This is a genomic window from Loktanella sp. F6476L, from assembly GCF_023015725.1.
Taxonomy (GTDB): Bacteria; Pseudomonadota; Alphaproteobacteria; order Rhodobacterales; family Rhodobacteraceae; genus Yoonia.
In genome coordinates this window covers 1-17,480 of record NZ_JALKAR010000012.1, presented here as the reverse complement: position 1 = coordinate 17,480, position 17,480 = coordinate 1, and the positions used below count along the sequence as shown (strand labels likewise).

Annotated in this window: 14 protein-coding genes; 3 read left to right on the top strand and 11 right to left on the bottom strand. The window is 55.2% G+C overall.

From position 1 onward, the window contains the following. The 3 genes from MWU61_RS17270 to MWU61_RS17260 all read left to right on the top strand — a co-directional run bounded on the left by MWU61_RS17270 (window position 1) and on the right by MWU61_RS17260 (window position 3,347). The gene (locus MWU61_RS17270; RefSeq protein ID WP_247129715.1) at window positions 1–2,379 is read left to right on the top strand and encodes a peptidoglycan DD-metalloendopeptidase family protein; all 2,379 of its coding nucleotides are present in this window, start codon (window positions 1–3) and stop codon (window positions 2,377–2,379) included. Between the two features lie 87 nt (window positions 2,380–2,466). After that, on the top strand, window positions 2,467–2,883 hold the full coding sequence (locus MWU61_RS17265) for a universal stress protein (protein ID WP_247129714.1): 417 nt from the start codon (window positions 2,467–2,469) through the stop codon (window positions 2,881–2,883). A gap of 257 nt (window positions 2,884–3,140) precedes the next feature. Continuing rightward, window positions 3,141–3,347 (top strand): hypothetical protein, encoded by a 207-nt coding sequence (locus tag MWU61_RS17260; protein WP_247129713.1) that lies wholly within the window; start codon window positions 3,141–3,143, stop codon window positions 3,345–3,347. 143 nt (window positions 3,348–3,490) lie between these two features. Here the strand turns inward: MWU61_RS17260 and MWU61_RS17255 are convergent, their stop codons facing one another. From MWU61_RS17255 to MWU61_RS17205, 11 genes are all read right to left on the bottom strand, one after another. Continuing rightward, entirely contained in the window at window positions 3,491–4,312 is an 822-nt protein-coding gene (locus MWU61_RS17255; protein ID WP_247129712.1) for a hypothetical protein, read from the bottom strand. Between the two features lie 93 nt (window positions 4,313–4,405). Beyond that, on the bottom strand, window positions 4,406–7,183 hold the full coding sequence (gene tssH / locus MWU61_RS17250) for a type VI secretion system ATPase TssH (protein WP_247129711.1): 2,778 nt from the start codon (window positions 7,181–7,183) through the stop codon (window positions 4,406–4,408). Between the two features lie 36 nt (window positions 7,184–7,219). Beyond that, window positions 7,220–8,260 (bottom strand): type VI secretion system baseplate subunit TssG, encoded by a 1,041-nt coding sequence (gene tssG, locus MWU61_RS17245; protein ID WP_247129710.1) that lies wholly within the window; start codon window positions 8,258–8,260, stop codon window positions 7,220–7,222. Continuing rightward, window positions 8,224–10,161, bottom strand: a complete 1,938-nt coding sequence (gene tssF / locus MWU61_RS17240) for a type VI secretion system baseplate subunit TssF (RefSeq protein ID WP_247129709.1) — start codon at window positions 10,159–10,161, stop codon at window positions 8,224–8,226. The genes tssG and tssF overlap by 37 nt, the downstream gene beginning before the upstream one ends. After that, window positions 10,158–10,736 carry a type VI secretion system baseplate subunit TssE gene (gene tssE, locus MWU61_RS17235; RefSeq protein WP_247129708.1) on the bottom strand — a complete coding sequence of 193 codons (579 nt, stop codon included), beginning with the start codon at window positions 10,734–10,736 and terminating at the stop codon, window positions 10,158–10,160. The genes tssF and tssE overlap by 4 nt, the downstream gene beginning before the upstream one ends. A gap of 133 nt (window positions 10,737–10,869) precedes the next feature. Next, a complete protein-coding gene (locus MWU61_RS17230; RefSeq protein ID WP_281502232.1) occupies window positions 10,870–11,391 on the bottom strand; it encodes a type VI secretion system tube protein Hcp in 522 nt (173 codons plus the stop codon). A 64-nt stretch (window positions 11,392–11,455) separates the two neighbouring features. Next, window positions 11,456–12,946, bottom strand: a complete 1,491-nt coding sequence (gene tssC / locus MWU61_RS17225) for a type VI secretion system contractile sheath large subunit (protein WP_247129707.1) — start codon at window positions 12,944–12,946, stop codon at window positions 11,456–11,458. Window positions 12,947–13,007: 61 nt separating this feature from the next. Further along, complete coding sequence (gene tssB / locus MWU61_RS17220) at window positions 13,008–13,535, bottom strand: type VI secretion system contractile sheath small subunit (protein ID WP_247129706.1); 528 nt, start codon at window positions 13,533–13,535, stop codon at window positions 13,008–13,010. A 99-nt stretch (window positions 13,536–13,634) separates the two neighbouring features. Next, complete coding sequence (locus tag MWU61_RS17215) at window positions 13,635–14,993, bottom strand: type VI secretion system ImpA family N-terminal domain-containing protein (protein ID WP_247129705.1); 1,359 nt, start codon at window positions 14,991–14,993, stop codon at window positions 13,635–13,637. Between the two features lie 172 nt (window positions 14,994–15,165). Continuing rightward, the gene (tagH, locus tag MWU61_RS17210) at window positions 15,166–16,536 is read right to left on the bottom strand and encodes a type VI secretion system-associated FHA domain protein TagH (RefSeq protein WP_247129704.1); all 1,371 of its coding nucleotides are present in this window, start codon (window positions 16,534–16,536) and stop codon (window positions 15,166–15,168) included. Between the two features lie 34 nt (window positions 16,537–16,570). Next, window positions 16,571–17,176 (bottom strand): hypothetical protein, encoded by a 606-nt coding sequence (locus MWU61_RS17205; RefSeq protein WP_247129703.1) that lies wholly within the window; start codon window positions 17,174–17,176, stop codon window positions 16,571–16,573. Between the last annotated feature and the right edge of the window lie 304 nt (window positions 17,177–17,480).

Here is a 17,480-nt window from a genome sequence, read left to right as displayed (position 1 = left end):
ATGGACGTCGATCCCGCCTTTCAAAAAGCAAAGCAAAGCGCCAAGAAGCGCAAGGCGGGGCGACGGAACCGCCAGTTGCTGATCTTTGGTGGTGGGTTTCTGGGTATCGCGGCCGTGGTCGGGATTGTGGCGCTGGTCGTTAGCCTGATTATGAACCGCCCAGCGGTTGGTGACGAAGACCTGATCGCCGAAGGTGACGGTGAATTGGGCTTTGTGCAGGTCGAAGACGACAGCACGCCAGCCACATCCTTGATCCGTACGCGCACGCCTTTTGTTGATATCGCGGGTGACCCGATGATCCTGCGCTTTGACCGCGCGACCGGCAGTGAAGTTGGCGAAGCTTTGGCAGGTCCGGCCAGTTTGGACGCCGCCCGTTTGGGAAACCCGACACCGGATCGGTTGTTGTTGGTGTCCGAACAGCTGGTCGTGCAGGAAAAGCAGTTGATCACTGCATTGCCGTCCAGCCGCGAAGATTTCGCTTTCTTTCAGGCCCAGCGTAACCAGTCGCTAGATGCACCTGCGATCAATGATGCCGTCGCCGCTGTGCCAGAAGCTAACGAAGTCAAACCCGATGATGAACTGAGCGTCGTTGTGGCGGATGACGAAGACAGTTGGGGTGCTGCCATTGGGGATGAAGCGACCCAAGTCAGCTATGTCGAGACCAAGATTGAAAACACCACCAGCATTGCATTTGTGAAACCAGAAGCATCGCGGCAAAAGGTCTACGAAGATATCGTCGTCCGGCTTGTGACGGATCGTAAACTGGATGAAATGCTGACCGATAACGGGTTCGAAGAGGATCAGGCAAAGGTGATGGCCGAACAGATCAGCACCGTGATCCCCGATAGTGAAACGTTGACCGCCGGTTCCATCATCGCGATCCGTGTGAAGCCGGACGCAAGCGGACCCGTGCCGTTGCAGGTGTCCTTGTATGGACCTGACGGTTACATCGGCAGTGCAGCGCGGCGTGGATCTGTGGGGTATGTGACCTCTGCCGATCCTTGGATCGACGTTGACCTGTTTGCGCTGTCTGCGCCTGCCACCTCCACGGCTGCCCCTGCGCAAGATTTCCGTCTGCTGGACGCAGTATATAGTGCCGCAATCCGGCGCGGTGTCCCGACCACGTTGGTGGGCGAGATGATTGTGATGCTGTCACAGGCCCACGATCTGGACGCATTTGCAGCACCCGGCGATACGCTGACACTATTATACGCACCCAACGCGGCCCAATCAGGGCCCGGTCAAATCTTGTTTGCAGGGATTAAGGGACCAAGCGGCGACATGCCGTGTTACATCGCCGCTGATGATGAAGACGCCTACAGCTGCCTGAGCCAGCAGGGCGGTAGCGCCAGTTCGGGCGGGTTCCATACACCTGTGCAAGGCACGATGACCTCGGCGTTCGGGCCGCGGTTCCACCCCATTTTGCGCGCCCCCCGTTTGCATGGTGGTGTCGATTGGGCGGCGCCAACTGGCACCCCGATTATCGCGGCGCTTCCTGGTCGGATTACACGCGCGAATGTTAGCCCGAGTTACGGCAACATTATCTACATCGACCACCCCGGCGGGTTGCAAAGTCGGTATGCGCATATGAACCGCTTTGCCGATGGGATGCGCAATGGCGTTCAGGTCCAAGGCGGGCAATTGATCGGGTATGTTGGCACGACGGGTCGGTCTACGGGGCCGCACCTGCATTTCGAAATGCGTGTGCGCGGCGAACCTGTTGATCCGCTGACGCTGAATTACGCGGCTTATACGGGCGGTGGCACGGCTGTTGCAGCGGCCCCTGCGCAGACATCGGGCCGCGCATCTGCGGCTGTCGAAGGGCTGGTGAACCAGATCATTCGCGTGGAAAGCGGCGGCAATGCGCGGGCCAAAAACCCGCTGTCGTCCGCGACAGGTCTTGGCCAGTTTATCGAAAGCACGTGGCTACGGATGATGCGCGATTATCGCCCCGATCTATCACAAACGATGAGCCGTGCGGCGCTGCTTGATCTGCGGAACGATCCGACGCTCAGCCGTGAGATGGTGACCAATTTGGCGCGCGAAAACGAACGCTTCTTGCAGTCGAAAGGGCATTCTATTTCGGCTGGGCGGTTGTACCTCGCGCACTTCCTCGGGCCGGGTGGTGCGAACCGTGTGTTATCATCTGGCGACGGAAACACGATTTTGGCAGTCATGGGCGCTGGCGTCGTGCGGGCAAACCCGTTCTTGAAGGACTACACCGTGGCTGATCTGAAGGCATGGGCCGACCGCAAGATGCGCGGGTCAGGCAGCGCCACACGCCCAGAACCTGCCGCGCCACCACCGCCGCCACGTATGTCGGCCGAGATGAAAGCGTATATCGATATCGTCGATGAAATAATCGGCGCGGCAGGATAATTTAAACGCCCCGTTTCGACATTGATCCGGATCAACGTCAGGGCCTGCCGGAATTGTTAACCTCTTGATATCAGGAGGAGGAAAACAATGTATAAACGAATTCTAGTTCCCGTTGATCTAGACCACGTCCAAACATTAACCACCGCTTTGGACCTTGCAGCAAAGATGGCGCAAGACGGAAATGGATCGCTAATGTTAGTAGGGGTTGTGGACGTTGCACCGACAGCGACGACACGCACTGACGGTGACCGCATGGCGGACGCACTGGCGACCTTCAGCAAGGAACAATCTGATAAATATGGCATCAAGATTGTGGACCATGTCCAATTGCGCGGTGATCTGCATATGAACGTCGGCAAAGACATCGTCACAGCGGCCAAAGACAACAGCTGCGATTTGATTGTCATGGCCAGCCACGTTCCTGGTCTAAAGGAGCACATCATCGCGTCGAACGCTGGTTATGTTGCATCCCACGCACCGATGTCGGTTTTTGTAGTGCGGTGACGCACGCCGACTGACTTTACCAGAATTTATGGCGACTTGATCGACGACCTGTCGGCATAAATTGATGATCTGCCGGATCCATGAAACCGCGTTCAATAGCGGGCTGATCCAGCGTGCCTTTCACCGGCAGAAAAATCACACAGCAGATGACAGAGGTAGGTAGCCTAGGCCCCTGATCGCGTGTGACAGCCCAAAATTCCTTCCCAAACACTCACGTAAACGATGCCCGACAAGCATCAAGTTGAAAGGAAAGTTCAATGACTAAGTACATCCTGTCCACTATCGCCCTGACCTATCTGACGGCATGCATGGCGCCGGAAACAAATGGCTTGAGACGGAACTTTGCCGGATCAATGAGCGGGTGCCCTGAACGGTCTGCGATGGCGCAAAGCTTCATGACTTCTGTGAATGACCTGCCGATCCGTTGCGGTCCTCAAAACATCGCACCGATGTCATACCGGTAATCGCATCCTGTCCGTCAGTTACGAAATTCTAACCGCTCTTTGGGTTTCGTAATCCTGCGTCAAACGCCCCCGCTACGAATTGTTCAATCGCGGCCTTAACCAAAGCACAGGCCAGTTTTTGAACAGTAGCGGGGGCGTCGTATCTACCTCACGCCACCAAATTTTGCGGCCAATGCTTTGACGTTTTCACCGGCTGAAAATTTATTGCGTGCAGTATCGTGGTCGGCAAAGACGTTATTCGCGACATCACCTTGGAAAATCGCATCCGCATTCAAAGGGAAACCCCTTTTCGTGGGCGTAACTGACGGGGCAACCGAATGGCTTTTCAAAGTGAAATTCGTCCTTAGTGGATCGCAATGACGCACGCCGCCGACAATTGGACCGGCGACCGTGTTGAAACCATACCGGCGATCTAGCACGACCGCCCACTGCTTTAGGATTTGAAGATTGTAGGGGTCATACCGTCCCTTGCCAGCCGTGATATCGCGGGCAACGACATAGGTCGAAAAAACAAGGTTCATTACAAATTCTTCAAGCGGATTGTCCGCTTCGTTATTGAAATACCATTCATATTCGCTTTCTGGCTCGTCCCACATTTGGACGCGCCGATTGCTGGAATGACCATCGACGGTTTGGTGAACATATTGCGGCTTATATTTTGCAGCCGAGGTATGATTATCGTAAAACGGGCGGTAATGATCGGTATCGTCGGCATCCAGTATAGGCATGGTCGCGGGTGCAATCAGAACTTCGGACCGCGTATTTTTGGCATAAATTGCCTGCATCACATTTTTTTCTAAAAGCTGAACGAAACCGATACGAAATTTTTTGTCTTTTTCGCCGGTCACTTTGACACGTGCATCCCCTGCCCATGTGGCCGACATTATGCCGACGTCAGCTGCCCTGATATCCGGATCCTTATAAGTTAGGTTCAGTGTCGGGACGGATGTAAGTTCAATGGCCATTTTATTTCCAATCTTGATTCAAAAAATTTTCGAAAAGAAGAGATGTCCGGCCGACATTGAATGGGTCGGCCGGACATTGGAAACATGCATTTACTAGCTAAAGTCGTAACCAATTGCGCCGTCTTTCATGACGACTTCGACGGCGGTCATTTCTTCACCGGCAACCATTTTTGCAAGCACCTGACGCGACAGGTCCGGCAGGATGGAATTGGTGATGATGTTGTCGATCATACGCCCGCCTGAATCGGGGTCGCGGCATTGTTCGACGATATGATCCAGCACTTCGTCGTTGAACGTCATCTTCGCGCCATGCGCGTCTTTCAGGCGTTTGATCACCGATTTCAGCTTGAGGTTCGTGATGCCGCGCAAGGCTGTTGGTGACAGCGGGAAGTACGGGATTGTGACGATCCGGCCCATGAGCGCGGGCGGGAACACCTCTAACGCTGCCGGTTTCAACGCGTCGTTCAGGTCTTCTGCGTCAACTTCGTCGTTCTTCATGCCTTGGTCTGTTGCGTCCATGATCACGTCGGTTCCGACGTTGGATGTCAGCAAGATCAGGCAGTTCTTGAAGTTGATCGGGCGGCCAGAACCGTCTTCCATGATGCCTTTGTCGAAGACTTGGAAGAACATCTCGTGGACGTCTGGGTGCGCTTTTTCGACCTCGTCGAGCAGCACAACCGAATACGGCTTTGCGCGCACGGCTTCGGTCAAACGACCGCCTTCGCCGTAGCCCACGTATCCCGGAGGCGCCCCTTTCAAGAGCGACACGGTGTGCGCCTCTTGGAATTCGGACATGTTGATGGTGATGATGTTTTGTTCGCCGCCGTACAGTTCTTCGGCCAGCGCAATCGCGGTTTCGGTTTTACCGACACCGGACGGACCGGCGAGCATGAACACACCAATCGGTTTGTTCGGGTTGGACAGACCTGCGCGTGATGTTTCGATCCGTTTCGCGATCATTTTCAGACCGTGATCCTGCCCCACAACGCGTTCTTTCAGGTGGTCGGCAAGTTTCAGGATACGTTCCAGTTCGTCCGCCATCATCCGGCCCGCAGGGATACCCGTCCAATCAGAGATGATTGATGCAACCGCCTGTTCGTCCACGTGGGAATAAACCATGCGGTCGTCGGGATTGCCGCTTTCCAGCTTGGCCATTTCGGCGAGCATTTCGGAACGGATTGCGTCTGCGCCTTCGGGGATGTTTTCGGAAGTTTCGGGTGCCGGTGCTGGTGGCGTATTGTCGCCCTCTTCAGTCTCTGGCGTGTCTGTCTCGGCATCGTCGGCGCTGGCTTCTTCGGCAACGACATCCGCGACGGATGGTTCAAACTCTTCGCCTTCTGCTTCGGCTAGGGCTTTGCGCAGGGCCAGAATACGGTCGACGATTTCTTTTTCGGCTGCGTATTTCTCTTCGTATTCGGCGAGTTCTTTGCGTTTATTCTCAGCTTCGGCTTTCGCTTCGAGCAGGCGTTCTTCGTTCTCTTCGCCGAGATCGCGCTGGCCTTCTTTGCTTTTCATTTCGACTTCAAGCGCCACGATGCCTTCCTTGAGATCAGCAATGCGGGCAGGGATTGATGACTGGGACACAGCCACGCGCGCGCAGGCCGTATCCAACAAAGACACAGCTTTATCAGGCAATTGGCGCGCTGGGATGTAGCGGTGCGATAGGGTCACAGCAGCGACGATGGCCTCGTCCGAAATGCGGACTTTGTGGTGTGCTTCCATCGGGTCGAGAATGCCGCGCAGCATGTAGCAGCAACGATCGACGTCGGGCTGGTCCACCTGAACAGGCTGGAAGCGACGCGTCAGTGCAGGGTCTTTTTCAAAATATTTGGCGTATTCGGATTGGGTTGTCGCACCAATGGTGCGCAGCGTGCCGCGTGCGAGCGCTGGTTTCAGCAGGTTGGCCGCGTCGCCCGTGCCCTGCGCGCCGCCTGCGCCGATCAACGTGTGCGCTTCGTCGATGAACAGGATGATCGGGGTAGGAGATGCCTGTACCTCGTCGATCAGCGACTTAAGCCGTTGTTCGAATTCGCCTTTCATGGATGCACCGGCCTGCATGGCCTGAATGTCCAATTCGTAAAGCAGTGTACCCTTCAGGGTGGGCGGCACGTCACCCGCAGCCAGACGCTGCGCGAAACCTTCGACAACGGCGGTCTTACCGACGCCAGCCTCACCTGTCAGGATCGGGTTGTTCTGACGGCGGCGCAGCAGAACATCAACGATCTGGCGGATTTCGTCGTCACGGCCTACGATCTTGTCGGTGGATGCGGCGTTGGCGGTCATGTTTTTACAGAAACGACCAAGCGCTGTGGACGCGCTGGTGGATGGATCACCCGCTGCACCACCGGACCCGCCAGACGCGAGGCCAGAGCCGTCCATCGGGCGCATGTCTTCTTCTTCGGAATCGGCCCAAAGCGTGCGGCTTTCTTGGCCCAGACGTTCAACGGAAATCTCATCGAACATTGCAGACGCACGGGTCAATTCGCGTTTCAGCTGCTTGTCGTTGAGCATGGCCAGCAATGCGTGGCCGGTCCGAATTTGTGCTTCGCCGTAGAACAGGGTCGCATAGGTCCATGCGTGGTTCAGCATCGACGACATGCCTTCAGAAATGCCGGGGCTTTCGGTCACGTTTTTGTCGAGCCGCGCCATGCCTTGATCAAGTTCTTTCAGCAGGCGACCGCGGTCGAGACCGAGTTCTTTCAACGTGACAGAGATGTCAGACTTTTGGTTGGCGACGGCCTGAAACAGCCAATGTACGACTTCGATATTCCGGTTCTTTTCGCCACGCGCGTGCCGCATGGATTGCAAAAACGCGTCGTAACCGACCCGGTTCATCTTACCGGCGTATTTTTCAATGTTAATCTCTACCATCACTTATCCCCCTGAAAATATTTTACTTTTTTGTGTTTATGCGGCGTGTAGGGCGTATGTCGCCCCTTTGATTTTTTCGTCGATTGCATAGGGTTGGGCGGGTGGCAAAGCGGCCATCCAACCCAATTCTGCGGATTTTCCCAACACGGCGGGTTCCACCGCGTCGGCGGGCAAGGTCAGCACGACCTCCATTTCGCAGGACATCCCTAGGTACCAAGCAACGATGGATTCCAGTCGCGCGTGGCTTTCGCCGCCGGGCAGGAAACTGCGGTATTCCGCGTTGCTCTTGGTGGCGATGTTGATCTGGATTTTGTCCTGCACTGATTGCGCACGACCACCCAGCACCATGTCGCGGCCCAGCGTGCTGCCGTTTTGACCCAACATGCTGTGGTTATCAGGCTCGAAGATGACCCAAGTGGGTACAAATTCTTCGACATGCACGTCTGCGCCCATGTCTTGTTCCAGCATCTGCTGCAGCTTCACGGGGCTTTTCACGCGCCCTACGGACAGCGGCGCAAGGGCCAGTTTGTTGATGTCGTGCAGGTCGTCACGGCCAGTGTAGGCCTGCGTTCCGATCCCCACCAATGACCCAAGCGCACGACCGAAACGATCATCGCCGGGGTGGTCAAATTGCGTGATCGCGCGGCCATCCGACCATGCGCGGAAATAGAGCTGCTGGAACCGCGTGGCAAAGATGTCGGTGAATTCGACGTAGGCCATGTCGCCCATCATCGCCCAGCGGTACACCTCTTCAGTTTGGTCCAGCGGCATCGCCCCGTGCCCGCCAAAGAACCCTAGAAACGCGTTTCGTGCAGATGGTTTACCGCTGCGGTGGTCGTCGATGCGACTGAAATCAGCCTCTGGAAAGGACATCGACGGGTCCTGGCCGATGCGCACAATTTCTTGGGCCAGCGTTGCGTTTTTCCCGATGCGCGGCTTGTCCGGATTTTTGCGTTCAAGCTGGCGCAGATAGTTTAGGTATCCAATCGCCCGCAGGTCCCTGCCGTCAGCTTGACGGCGTTGGATTTCTTTTTCGTATTTCACAACAGCGGTCCCGTTCCGGTGCGTGGTGGCCATGTGACGATATCGCCGCGATCAAGCGACGAAATGACGGTCTGCGTGAAACTGTTTACGGCCGCATATTCCGCGATAAATCGGTCGATGGCCGCGCCCAGCATGACGACGCCCGTGCCTTCAAAGGCGGCTTCGTCGAAGGTGATTTTCACTTCGACTCCGCGTGCGGCATGGTATGCACCTGCGCGCAAGATTGATCGCACGATGGGGCGGGTTTCGACCTTACGCAGGCCCTGCAAATTCGTTTCGGTGATCGTGTCGGAAATGTCCGCGAACAACGATAGCATTTCACGCAAGCTGTCTGCTGCGGCCACCGGATCATCGCCATCGAGCGTGAATTGCGACAGCGACAGATAAGAAATCAACCGCCAGTAATTGTCGCCTGCGGTCATGCGGTGCGATGCGTTCTTTTCGATCTCTGTCATCGCGGCGCGTGGCGCGGTTGGACCTGCCTTACAGGCGAGCGATACTGACACGTCGTCACACATGCGGAAATCGTCTTTGGATTCCGCGATGGGCAGATCACCCGGCAAATGACGGTTGGAACAGATCGTGCGCACCTGAAGTCGTTGGGCACGTTGATTCTGTTCAGATTCTTCTGGTTCGTACAACGACAGGAACGTTTCGGTCCCGCGATAGCGTTGCGTCGAACCAAAACGCCGTTCTTTTTCAGTCGCGCGGCGTTCTTTCATCGTGGTCGTGTAATACAACGCCTGACGCGGTTTGATATCGCCGCGGGGCAGGGCGTATAACGGGTGTACTTCGACCTTGGATGACAGGCCCGCGTAATGCGCTGAAACGGACGTGATCTGGTGAATCTCGTAATGGGTCAGCGGGCTACTGTCTGGCGTGACCACGTATTCGGACCGTTTTTCATCCAACCGGATCTGGCTTGCGGTTTCTTCGAACAGGTTCACTGCCGGTACCGAATGCAGGCTGAAATGGCTGGCATTGACGCGTGGGGCCAGCACCTTGTCCGATTTGCTGAACTCCATCACGACTTGGAATTCATGCGCTTGGATGCGTTTCAGGTGCTGCGACAGACCTTTGATCCGGAAACCTAAAATCTTGCGCGGAAACACAAAAATCTCGCGCAGGCGACTGAAACCACGAAAAACGCGGGTGTTGTGGGTGAACAGATGATCGTCGTCGTCGAAACCGATTTGTTCGATAGACTTGGGGTCAAGCCTGATGAACACAGGATCGCCACGCTGATCAAGGTAGCGCAACGACACGCGGGTCATGTTGCAGAATATTTGTTCGTAGAGCGTCGACGCATCCGGAATGTCAGCGGTCAGGTAGATCGGCAAAACGTCCAATGGCAGTTCATTGATCGGGCCGCCGGGGTCGTTGTTTGTTTCGGATTGTGGACGCGCGATGGTCAGGTGCAGACCTGCCTTCGTACCTTTCGCCAATTCGGATTCACCAGCTGCCAGCAACGGGGCAGGGCTGGCGTGGTAGACGGTTTTGCCGACTTTCAAAGGCCAGACAGACAGCGGCGCACAAAGTCGGAACCGACAGGAAACACGTTGATCCGCATCGACGAAACGGGCGTCCAGATAGTCGCCGGCGTTAAAATGCAGCCCTTCGACGAGGTCTTTGTTATCAAATGGCGGGTTTGCCTGCACGAGCATGACGCTGGGGGTCGGCGCCAACGCTTCTGGGAAAATCTGGTTGAGCATTTCGGTCGTAAAGGTCCGAAATTCCTCGTCCATCTTCAGCTGCACGCGCGCGGCCATGAAGGCCGTGCCTTCCATTAGACCAGCAACGGCCGGATCAGTGTTTTCGCGCAAAAGCCCGCCAAGGCGGCCCGCGATCGACGGATATTCCGCCGCAAATTCTGCCCCGCGTTCATAAAGCAAAGACAGTTCTTGGTTGTAGGCGTCACGGAAAGCCTTTTTCACGTTTTCACCTGCAACTTCGTCATCTGAATCCTACCCACACCTTCGTCCAATTCGGCAATAAATTGCAGGGGTATGTCAACGGGGCTCGCGGCCATTTCCCCTGAAATATCAAAGGTTAGGCGGTTTGTGACAAGATCGCGCTTGGCGGATGCAGTGACTTCGACAGTCTCGGCGATCAAGCGCGGTTCGTAGTGGCACAATGTCTTCTTGATCGTATCCGCAATGATCTGCGGGCCATTCATTGAATCCGCGACATTCGACAGATCGGAAAACCCGAAATTGGCGATGGATTTCTTAAGGTAGGGATAGTCGTCAAGTGGAACAGTCGCATCAAGATTAACGGTGTTCATCAAGCTGGCCAAGTCACGATTGAGGTGACGGCGCAGTGTGCCTTCATCGGTGCCGTGACGCCGTTCTTTGCTACGTTCGGTCAGGGTCCGGTGGCCATCTTCGACGCGGCTGGCTTCTTTTTTGGCATCCCGATCAGCGTGCGCTGCGCGAAACACATGCATCAGCGATAACTGATACCGGTCACGTTTGCGGTTCTCGTCTGCTTCGGACTGTCTTGAATTCATGGGCCTTGCTTATCGTTCGCATGCGGCGGGCCTGCACGCGCGATCCGCAATGTGGCTAGATGGACGCGCTACCGGCGGTCCAAAGGCCTGTCGGCGGTATTGAAACCGCCGACAGGAATTTTGTTCGGACCACTTAAGACTGTGGGCCAGCAGGTGTGTGAACTGTGCCGTCGAACGCTTCTGTGTTCTGTGCGATGTCCCACTTCCACTCTGTGGCAGTGTCTGGCGCGCCAGCTTCTGTCTGTGGAACGTAAACGTAAGAATACGCACCAAAGTTCAGTGTCACGTTCTCAGTCAGACGATCTTCGCCACCGGAACCACCTGTAGAGATCGAAGACACGATGATGTCTGCGATATCCAGAACGATGTATTCCATCTGGCCGTCACCGGCTTTACGAACAACCAAAGACGCTGTTTCGATGTGAGTACCCTTTGTCAGGAACTTCATCAGGTCTGTGGAAGATTTGTCGACGTATTTTGTAAACGACAGATCTTGGAAGTTTGGTTTACCGGAACCGGAACCAGAACCCATGTGTGTTGTGCCGGACTGGGACGCGCCCCATGACCATGCCAACACGTCGATCTCGTCTTTGTGTGCCTTGTCCTGGGATTCACCTTTGATGTCGCCCAGCTTGAGGAACATGTCTACAGCCATAATCTTTCTCCTATTTAAGACGCCGGTTGCGAAATTGCGTACCGGCAGTTTCTACAGTTAAGTTTTAGCCAGGCAATTTGGATACGAGCGACATGCCGATATCCATTCCTTCCATTTGGAAGTGCGGCTTCAAGAAAAACTTACCCATGTAGTAACCGGGGTTCTCCTCGTCTTCGATAACTTGGACAGTTGCGGCGGCGAGAGGCTTAAGCGCTTTCTCTTTTTCCGTCGCTGTGGCCGGGTTAGCGGTCACATACTTGTTGATCCAAGTCTGAAGGTCTTTCTCAAGCTGGGACTTATCGGGGGATGTCCCGATTTTGTCGCGAACCATACACTTGAGGTAATGGCTGAAGCGGGACACCGCGAACATGTACGGGATGCGTGATGACATATTGTCAGACGCTGTCGCCAGTTCGTCAGTGAACTTTTTCGGCCGGTATAGGGACTGCGCACCAATGAAGGCCGCTTTGTCTGTGTGTTTGCGGTGAACCAAACCGATCAAGCCGGCTTTGGACAATTCACCCTCACGACGGTCGGTGATGGACACCTCAGTCGGGATTTTCATTTCTTTGGAACCATCGCCCGTGTCGAACGTGTGCGTTGGCAGGTTCATCACCTCACCACCGGACTGAACACCACGGATTTGAACGGTCCAACCGTGTTCTTTGTGCGCGCGGTTGATGTTCACAGCCATTGCGTGGGCTGAGTTCATCCAAGCGTACATGTTACCTTCGTGGCCGTCTGTTTCTTCCTCGAAGTTGAATTCTTCAACAACAGAGTTGGAATCTTGGCTGTAAGGTTCGCGGGACAGAACACGTGGCAATGTCATCGCAACATAACGCGAATTTTCACTGTCACGCAGGCCATTCCAAGCCGCATAATCAGGCGTTTCAAAGATTTCGCCCAAATCCTGCGGGTTTGGCAGTTCGTTCCAGTTGTCCATGCCCAGCAGGCCAGGGGCCGCGGATGTGATGAACGGCGCCTGTGCCGCAGCAGCAATCTTACCCAGATCACGCAGCAGGCCAACGTCGCCTGTAGAATGGTCGAATTGGAAGTCACCGATCAGCGTGCCGTAAGGCTTACCGCCCATGGTGCCGAATTCTTGTTCGTAAATCTTGGTGAACAGTGGGGATTTGTCCCACTTGGCACCGGGGTAGCGACGCAATTCTGACTTCAGTTCGTCTTTGGAAACGTTCATGACGTTCACACGCAAAGACGCGTCTGTTTCAGAATTATTGACCGTGTAGGCCAGACCACGCCATGCGCTTTCCAGCTCCTGATATTCAGGTGCGTGAATGATCTTGTTCACCTGAGACGTCAGTTTTTCGTCGATCTTGGCCAGCATGCCTTGGATCGTGTCGATAATGTCTTCGGAAACAAGGCTGCTGTCGCCCATGGCTTCTTTCACAAGCGTGACAACAGCGCTGTCTACTTCGGAAGCCGCTTCTTCAGAACGTGGTTTAATCGTTTGTTTCAGAATGTCCGAGAACTCTTCGAGTTCGCTAAGTCCGCCACCGGCGACCTGGTCTTCTGCTTGTGTTGCGTCGTTTGCCATCTATCTATCCCTGCTATCCAGTAAGGTGCGGCCCGTCGGCCTGCACGCGTCGGATGAATGCTTACTCTTCTTTTGCTTCGTCTTCGTCGTCGCCACCGGACCGGGCTGCAAGTGCGGCCATCAGGTCTGGATCGTCGAGCAATGCACGAATGTGATCTTGCGCTTTGGATTTACCGTTCATGTAACGGGCAAGATTGGCCAGCTGTTCACGTGCTTCCAAAAGTTTGTTCAGCGCAGGCACCTGGCGGGCAATTTCCGCAGGACCAAAGTCTGACATCTTCGAGAACTCTAGGTTCACACCAAGACGGTCAGTGCTGTCTGGGTCCAATGTGTTTTCAACGTTGAACGACAGGCCCGGCTTCACGGAGTTCACGTAGTCATCCAGCGTCGAATTGGTGACGTCAGTGAAATCACGGTCTGCCACAGGATCTTTTTCAATCGGTGACGCGTTGCCGGACAAATCCGCCATCACACCCATCATGAACGGCAGCTCAACCATTTTCTCCGAATCATACGGATCCGCGTATGAAATGTTCACCCGTGGTGGGCGGTTCCGTTTCAGAAAGCCGGATGCTGAATCTGATGCCATAGTGTCGTACTCCCAATATTGCGTGCTCTAGTTGGCATTCTTATGGCCAATTTCGCTACGCCCCTTAACCTACCCATACCTTTGCGGTTGAGTCTACATTCATTCGTCAACTTTCGCAGGTATTATTTCTGTTACAATCGACGAGAAATCCTTTTCTAAATAAGTCCTTGCCCGGAAAAGTAGAACCGGAATAGGACTTGCCGGTTCACGCGCCCGGTAAAATTCTTCTAGGGCCGACAAATGCCCTGCAACGTCGCCGCGGCTGTTCACCTCGGGTGGTGGGCCAGCATCTTCGCCACTTGTGTCTTGCGCTTGTGATACGGCCTCTCCGGCCAGCATCTTCAAACGGCCCATGTCTAAAACGAAACCAATTTCCGCGCCAAAGTCAATTGCCGCACGTCCAGCGTGTGCTGGCAACAACGTTTCCAGCGCTTCGACCAGAGGTTTCCCAAACAAGAGGCGGGATTGCGTCACAAGAAGCAAAGCGGGCGAAGACGGCTCGTGCGTCGCAAAATAGCCTTCAATCGCCTTAATTGTCGCCAAAGCAGCCGCGCGATTCGGAATTTTCGTGACCACAGCGGCCGCGACCATTGCCGGTTTTGCAGCACCGACCGGTGCGTCACCGTCAACATCGTCACCCGCATCCTCGTCTCCACCTTCGGCCACATCTTCGCCAGCAGGCGCGTCGCCATCAGCGGTCCAAGGCGCCAAATCAGGGCGACCTGACTGGATGATGCCAAGCATCTCTTTCACGGCCAATTCAGCCGGTTCAATAGCTGGATTGAACGGGTTCATATCGTTGCGCAAACACGCACTTCTGATCCGCGCCATCGCAGCCAATGCAGTGTTCAAAGCAGCGTGCGCTTCTTCGACATACTTACGGTTTCCCGGGGCTGCAATTTCACTTGTCAGCTTGCCAGTGTTCAACCCGTCTTCGCCAGCGCGGGGATTTGCGGTGCCAAGTGCGACCAGCTGGCGACGTAAGCTGACCTCACCCGGTCCGGCAATTTCAGCGTACTGCAGCGGGAACACGACGGACACGTTGCTGCCCAATTCTTCAAGGGCGCCGCGACGATCCGCGACATCTTTTGGGTGCACATCGTCCGGGAAAGTTTCCAGCACATCTGCAATGCCAACCAGCGCTTCCGCATAATCCGGCAACCGTCCGGCCAGCACCATGAAGCGAGCCAGCAGCGACAACAACCGCAGATCGCGGGTCCGTTGTAGTAGCTTGGTAATCTCGGCGAGTTCTTCTTTGTGTGCGACCGTTTTACGATCGAACAACCATGCCGGTTTAGTGACCACCCCACCTGATTCAACGGCAGGAATGTAAAACCGTTCCGGCATGCGGGATTCGGCTTCGTAATAATAATCGAGAAACGGTCCGTCGTCCGTGCTTTCCAAATCAGGGCCGCAAGGCGCATCATCTGAAACAGGGTCTTTCAACCAATCAAGCATAGACAGCCAACCCCTTTAGGCAGGTACACAAACAAAAATAGTTACACGTTTCAAACGACATTATGCGAATAATTCCAACGACATTATGGCTAGATCGTGACGTTCACGTGCCCAAACGTCAAGTCGGGTATTCCGGAAGAAATTTCGCGCATCAGACGTTCTGGCGTCATGTTCAACCCTGAGAAGATTTGACCGCAGCAACGTAGCTTTCGGCAAAGTGTTTCAGGAACGCGCCCAACATCCCGTTTTCGTTTTCGTCAACCTTGGCATCCCAGCGTTCGACATATGTGTCCCACGCTTTGCGTTTGCCACTGCCACCCAACAGGCCACCGCCGGTATCTGCGTCGATGGATTCAGGCGCGAGATCTTCAAGCAACTTAAGCAAGGCAGGCTGGATCGCCGCGAAAACCGCCATCTGGTGTTTACGAACGTCCGACAGCGCGGTCTCAATCCCCTTACCACCAGCCATAAAGCCGGGGCGGGGTTTCAGGTACATGACCTCAAGCGCCTGCACAGCGTCAGGCAGAAATTTCAGCGGGTTGTTTTCAGCGGCACCCATCATCGTGCGCTCACCGCCCTTGGTGAACTGCTTGGCAGATGCGCGATCCTGCAACATAGACATCAGTTCTTGGCTGATGACGCGCATGCTGCGACCTAATTCGCGCGCGAAGGCTTCTTGATCAGCGCTATCTCCAAAATCCGCAGGCAAACCCGCACCCTCGCAGAAGGCTTTCATGAAGTTCGACCCGCCAGAGGTCGGCGCGATCGACATCGGCGATTGCTGTAGACCGGGTACGGCTGCAGGGGCCGCAGCCGGTTGTGGCGGCGGTGTGAATGACGGCACTGGTGGCTGGGCGATCCCGCTTGGCGGGGGAGCAGCCGCGGGCACGCCCATTGGTGCAGCAGCTGGTGGGGTGGCAATCGGCGGGCTGGAAAACGGCGATCCAGATGATGCAGGTGCCTGACCAAACGGCGACCCTGATCCGGCATTTGGCGCAGCCGGCGGCGGGGTGGCTGGAGCGGCCGGTTGTGGTGGTGGCGCTGATGGCGTCGGGTTCACCAAGAATTCGCCAGCAAAGTCATCGAACGGATTGCGTTGCGGCGTCGGGTTCGGATTGATCGGTGTCGCAGGACCGCCGCCAATCGCCCACGGATCGGCGTCAGCAGCAAAGGCATTCGACGCAGGTGCGGCAGCAGGTGGCATCGACGGGGCTGCTGGCTGTGCCGCAGCGCCAAGATCAACGACGATATAGTAGTGCCCAACCTGAAACCGCTGCCCGTTTTGCAAAGGATGCGGTGCCGCTAGCCTGTGACGGCTGCCATCCATGAACAAACCGTTTGTTGAGGTGTCCGTCAGAAAGTACTGACCATTCTCAAACGTGATATCAAAATGATGGCTCGAAATATGACGATCCGGGTCCGGCAATGTCCAATCCATTGCAGTAGACCGGCCAATCTGTGCGCCGCGTTCTGTGACCACAAAGGACACAGGACCGCCGTCGCTCAGCTTATCATAATTGTCGATGCGCAAAGTAAGAGACATATCACCCAAGGAGTTAGACCACGTTCAGGCCAGATCAATACACCCTAAACAGTGATTGTGCCACGTCCATAAAGTGCGCGTAGTAGATTTGACGACGACTTGTCGCGGTTTGTGCTAAACAGGACAACACGGCTGTATTTAAGGCACGCGGTGCACGGTGAAGTGGTGGGCTGGCCGGATCATTCGGCGCAATCGCACCGCCGGACCACCCGACAGCCAACGCAAGATACATGCCGGGCACGCGATCAGGGCTCCACAACGCGTCCTTCATCAGCTTGTGGCGATTCTCTCTGGAAGGGTCGCCCAACCAGCGGCCGACGCCTTCCATGAAGTGATGATCCGCAGGGGTCAGAATTTCGGGCATCGTGCGCAAACATTCATGACCCCACCAGATCGCCATCTTTGGAACGAACGCAAAAGCGGTCAGCGTAATGGCGTCTTCCGGCGTCTCGGACCGCCGCAACCGCCACATAAAATCATACGTGTCTTCTGGTGGGCGCGGGCGTTGCTGGGTCACTTCAGCGATCTGCGGAATACCTGCATAAAGGTCGGTCAATTCCTGAAACCGCAACGACGCACTTGGCGGCCGCGTTTTATCGGAATCATCAAGGGGTACCGCAGTAATATCTTGAAATGACATAAAATGGATCGGTCCGTTGTTAGGGCCTAATGAACTATACCATGACATGTTTTCGTTTTCACACGTACACGTCAAGAAGGTTAAAGCATGACATGTCGCTTTGCATACATCGGCAGGGTCAATTGAACACAGCACGAATGAACATAATTCACATTATCTGCCAAGTATCGACCTAAAGGTGGATTCACAAATGAAGTGCGAATTCTGTATTAAAACAGAACCTTGCATGGAGTTGATCAATGGGACGCTGCTACCCCCACCTGAACCTCGAAGAACGTCGTAAATTGGCCAAATGGCTTGAAGC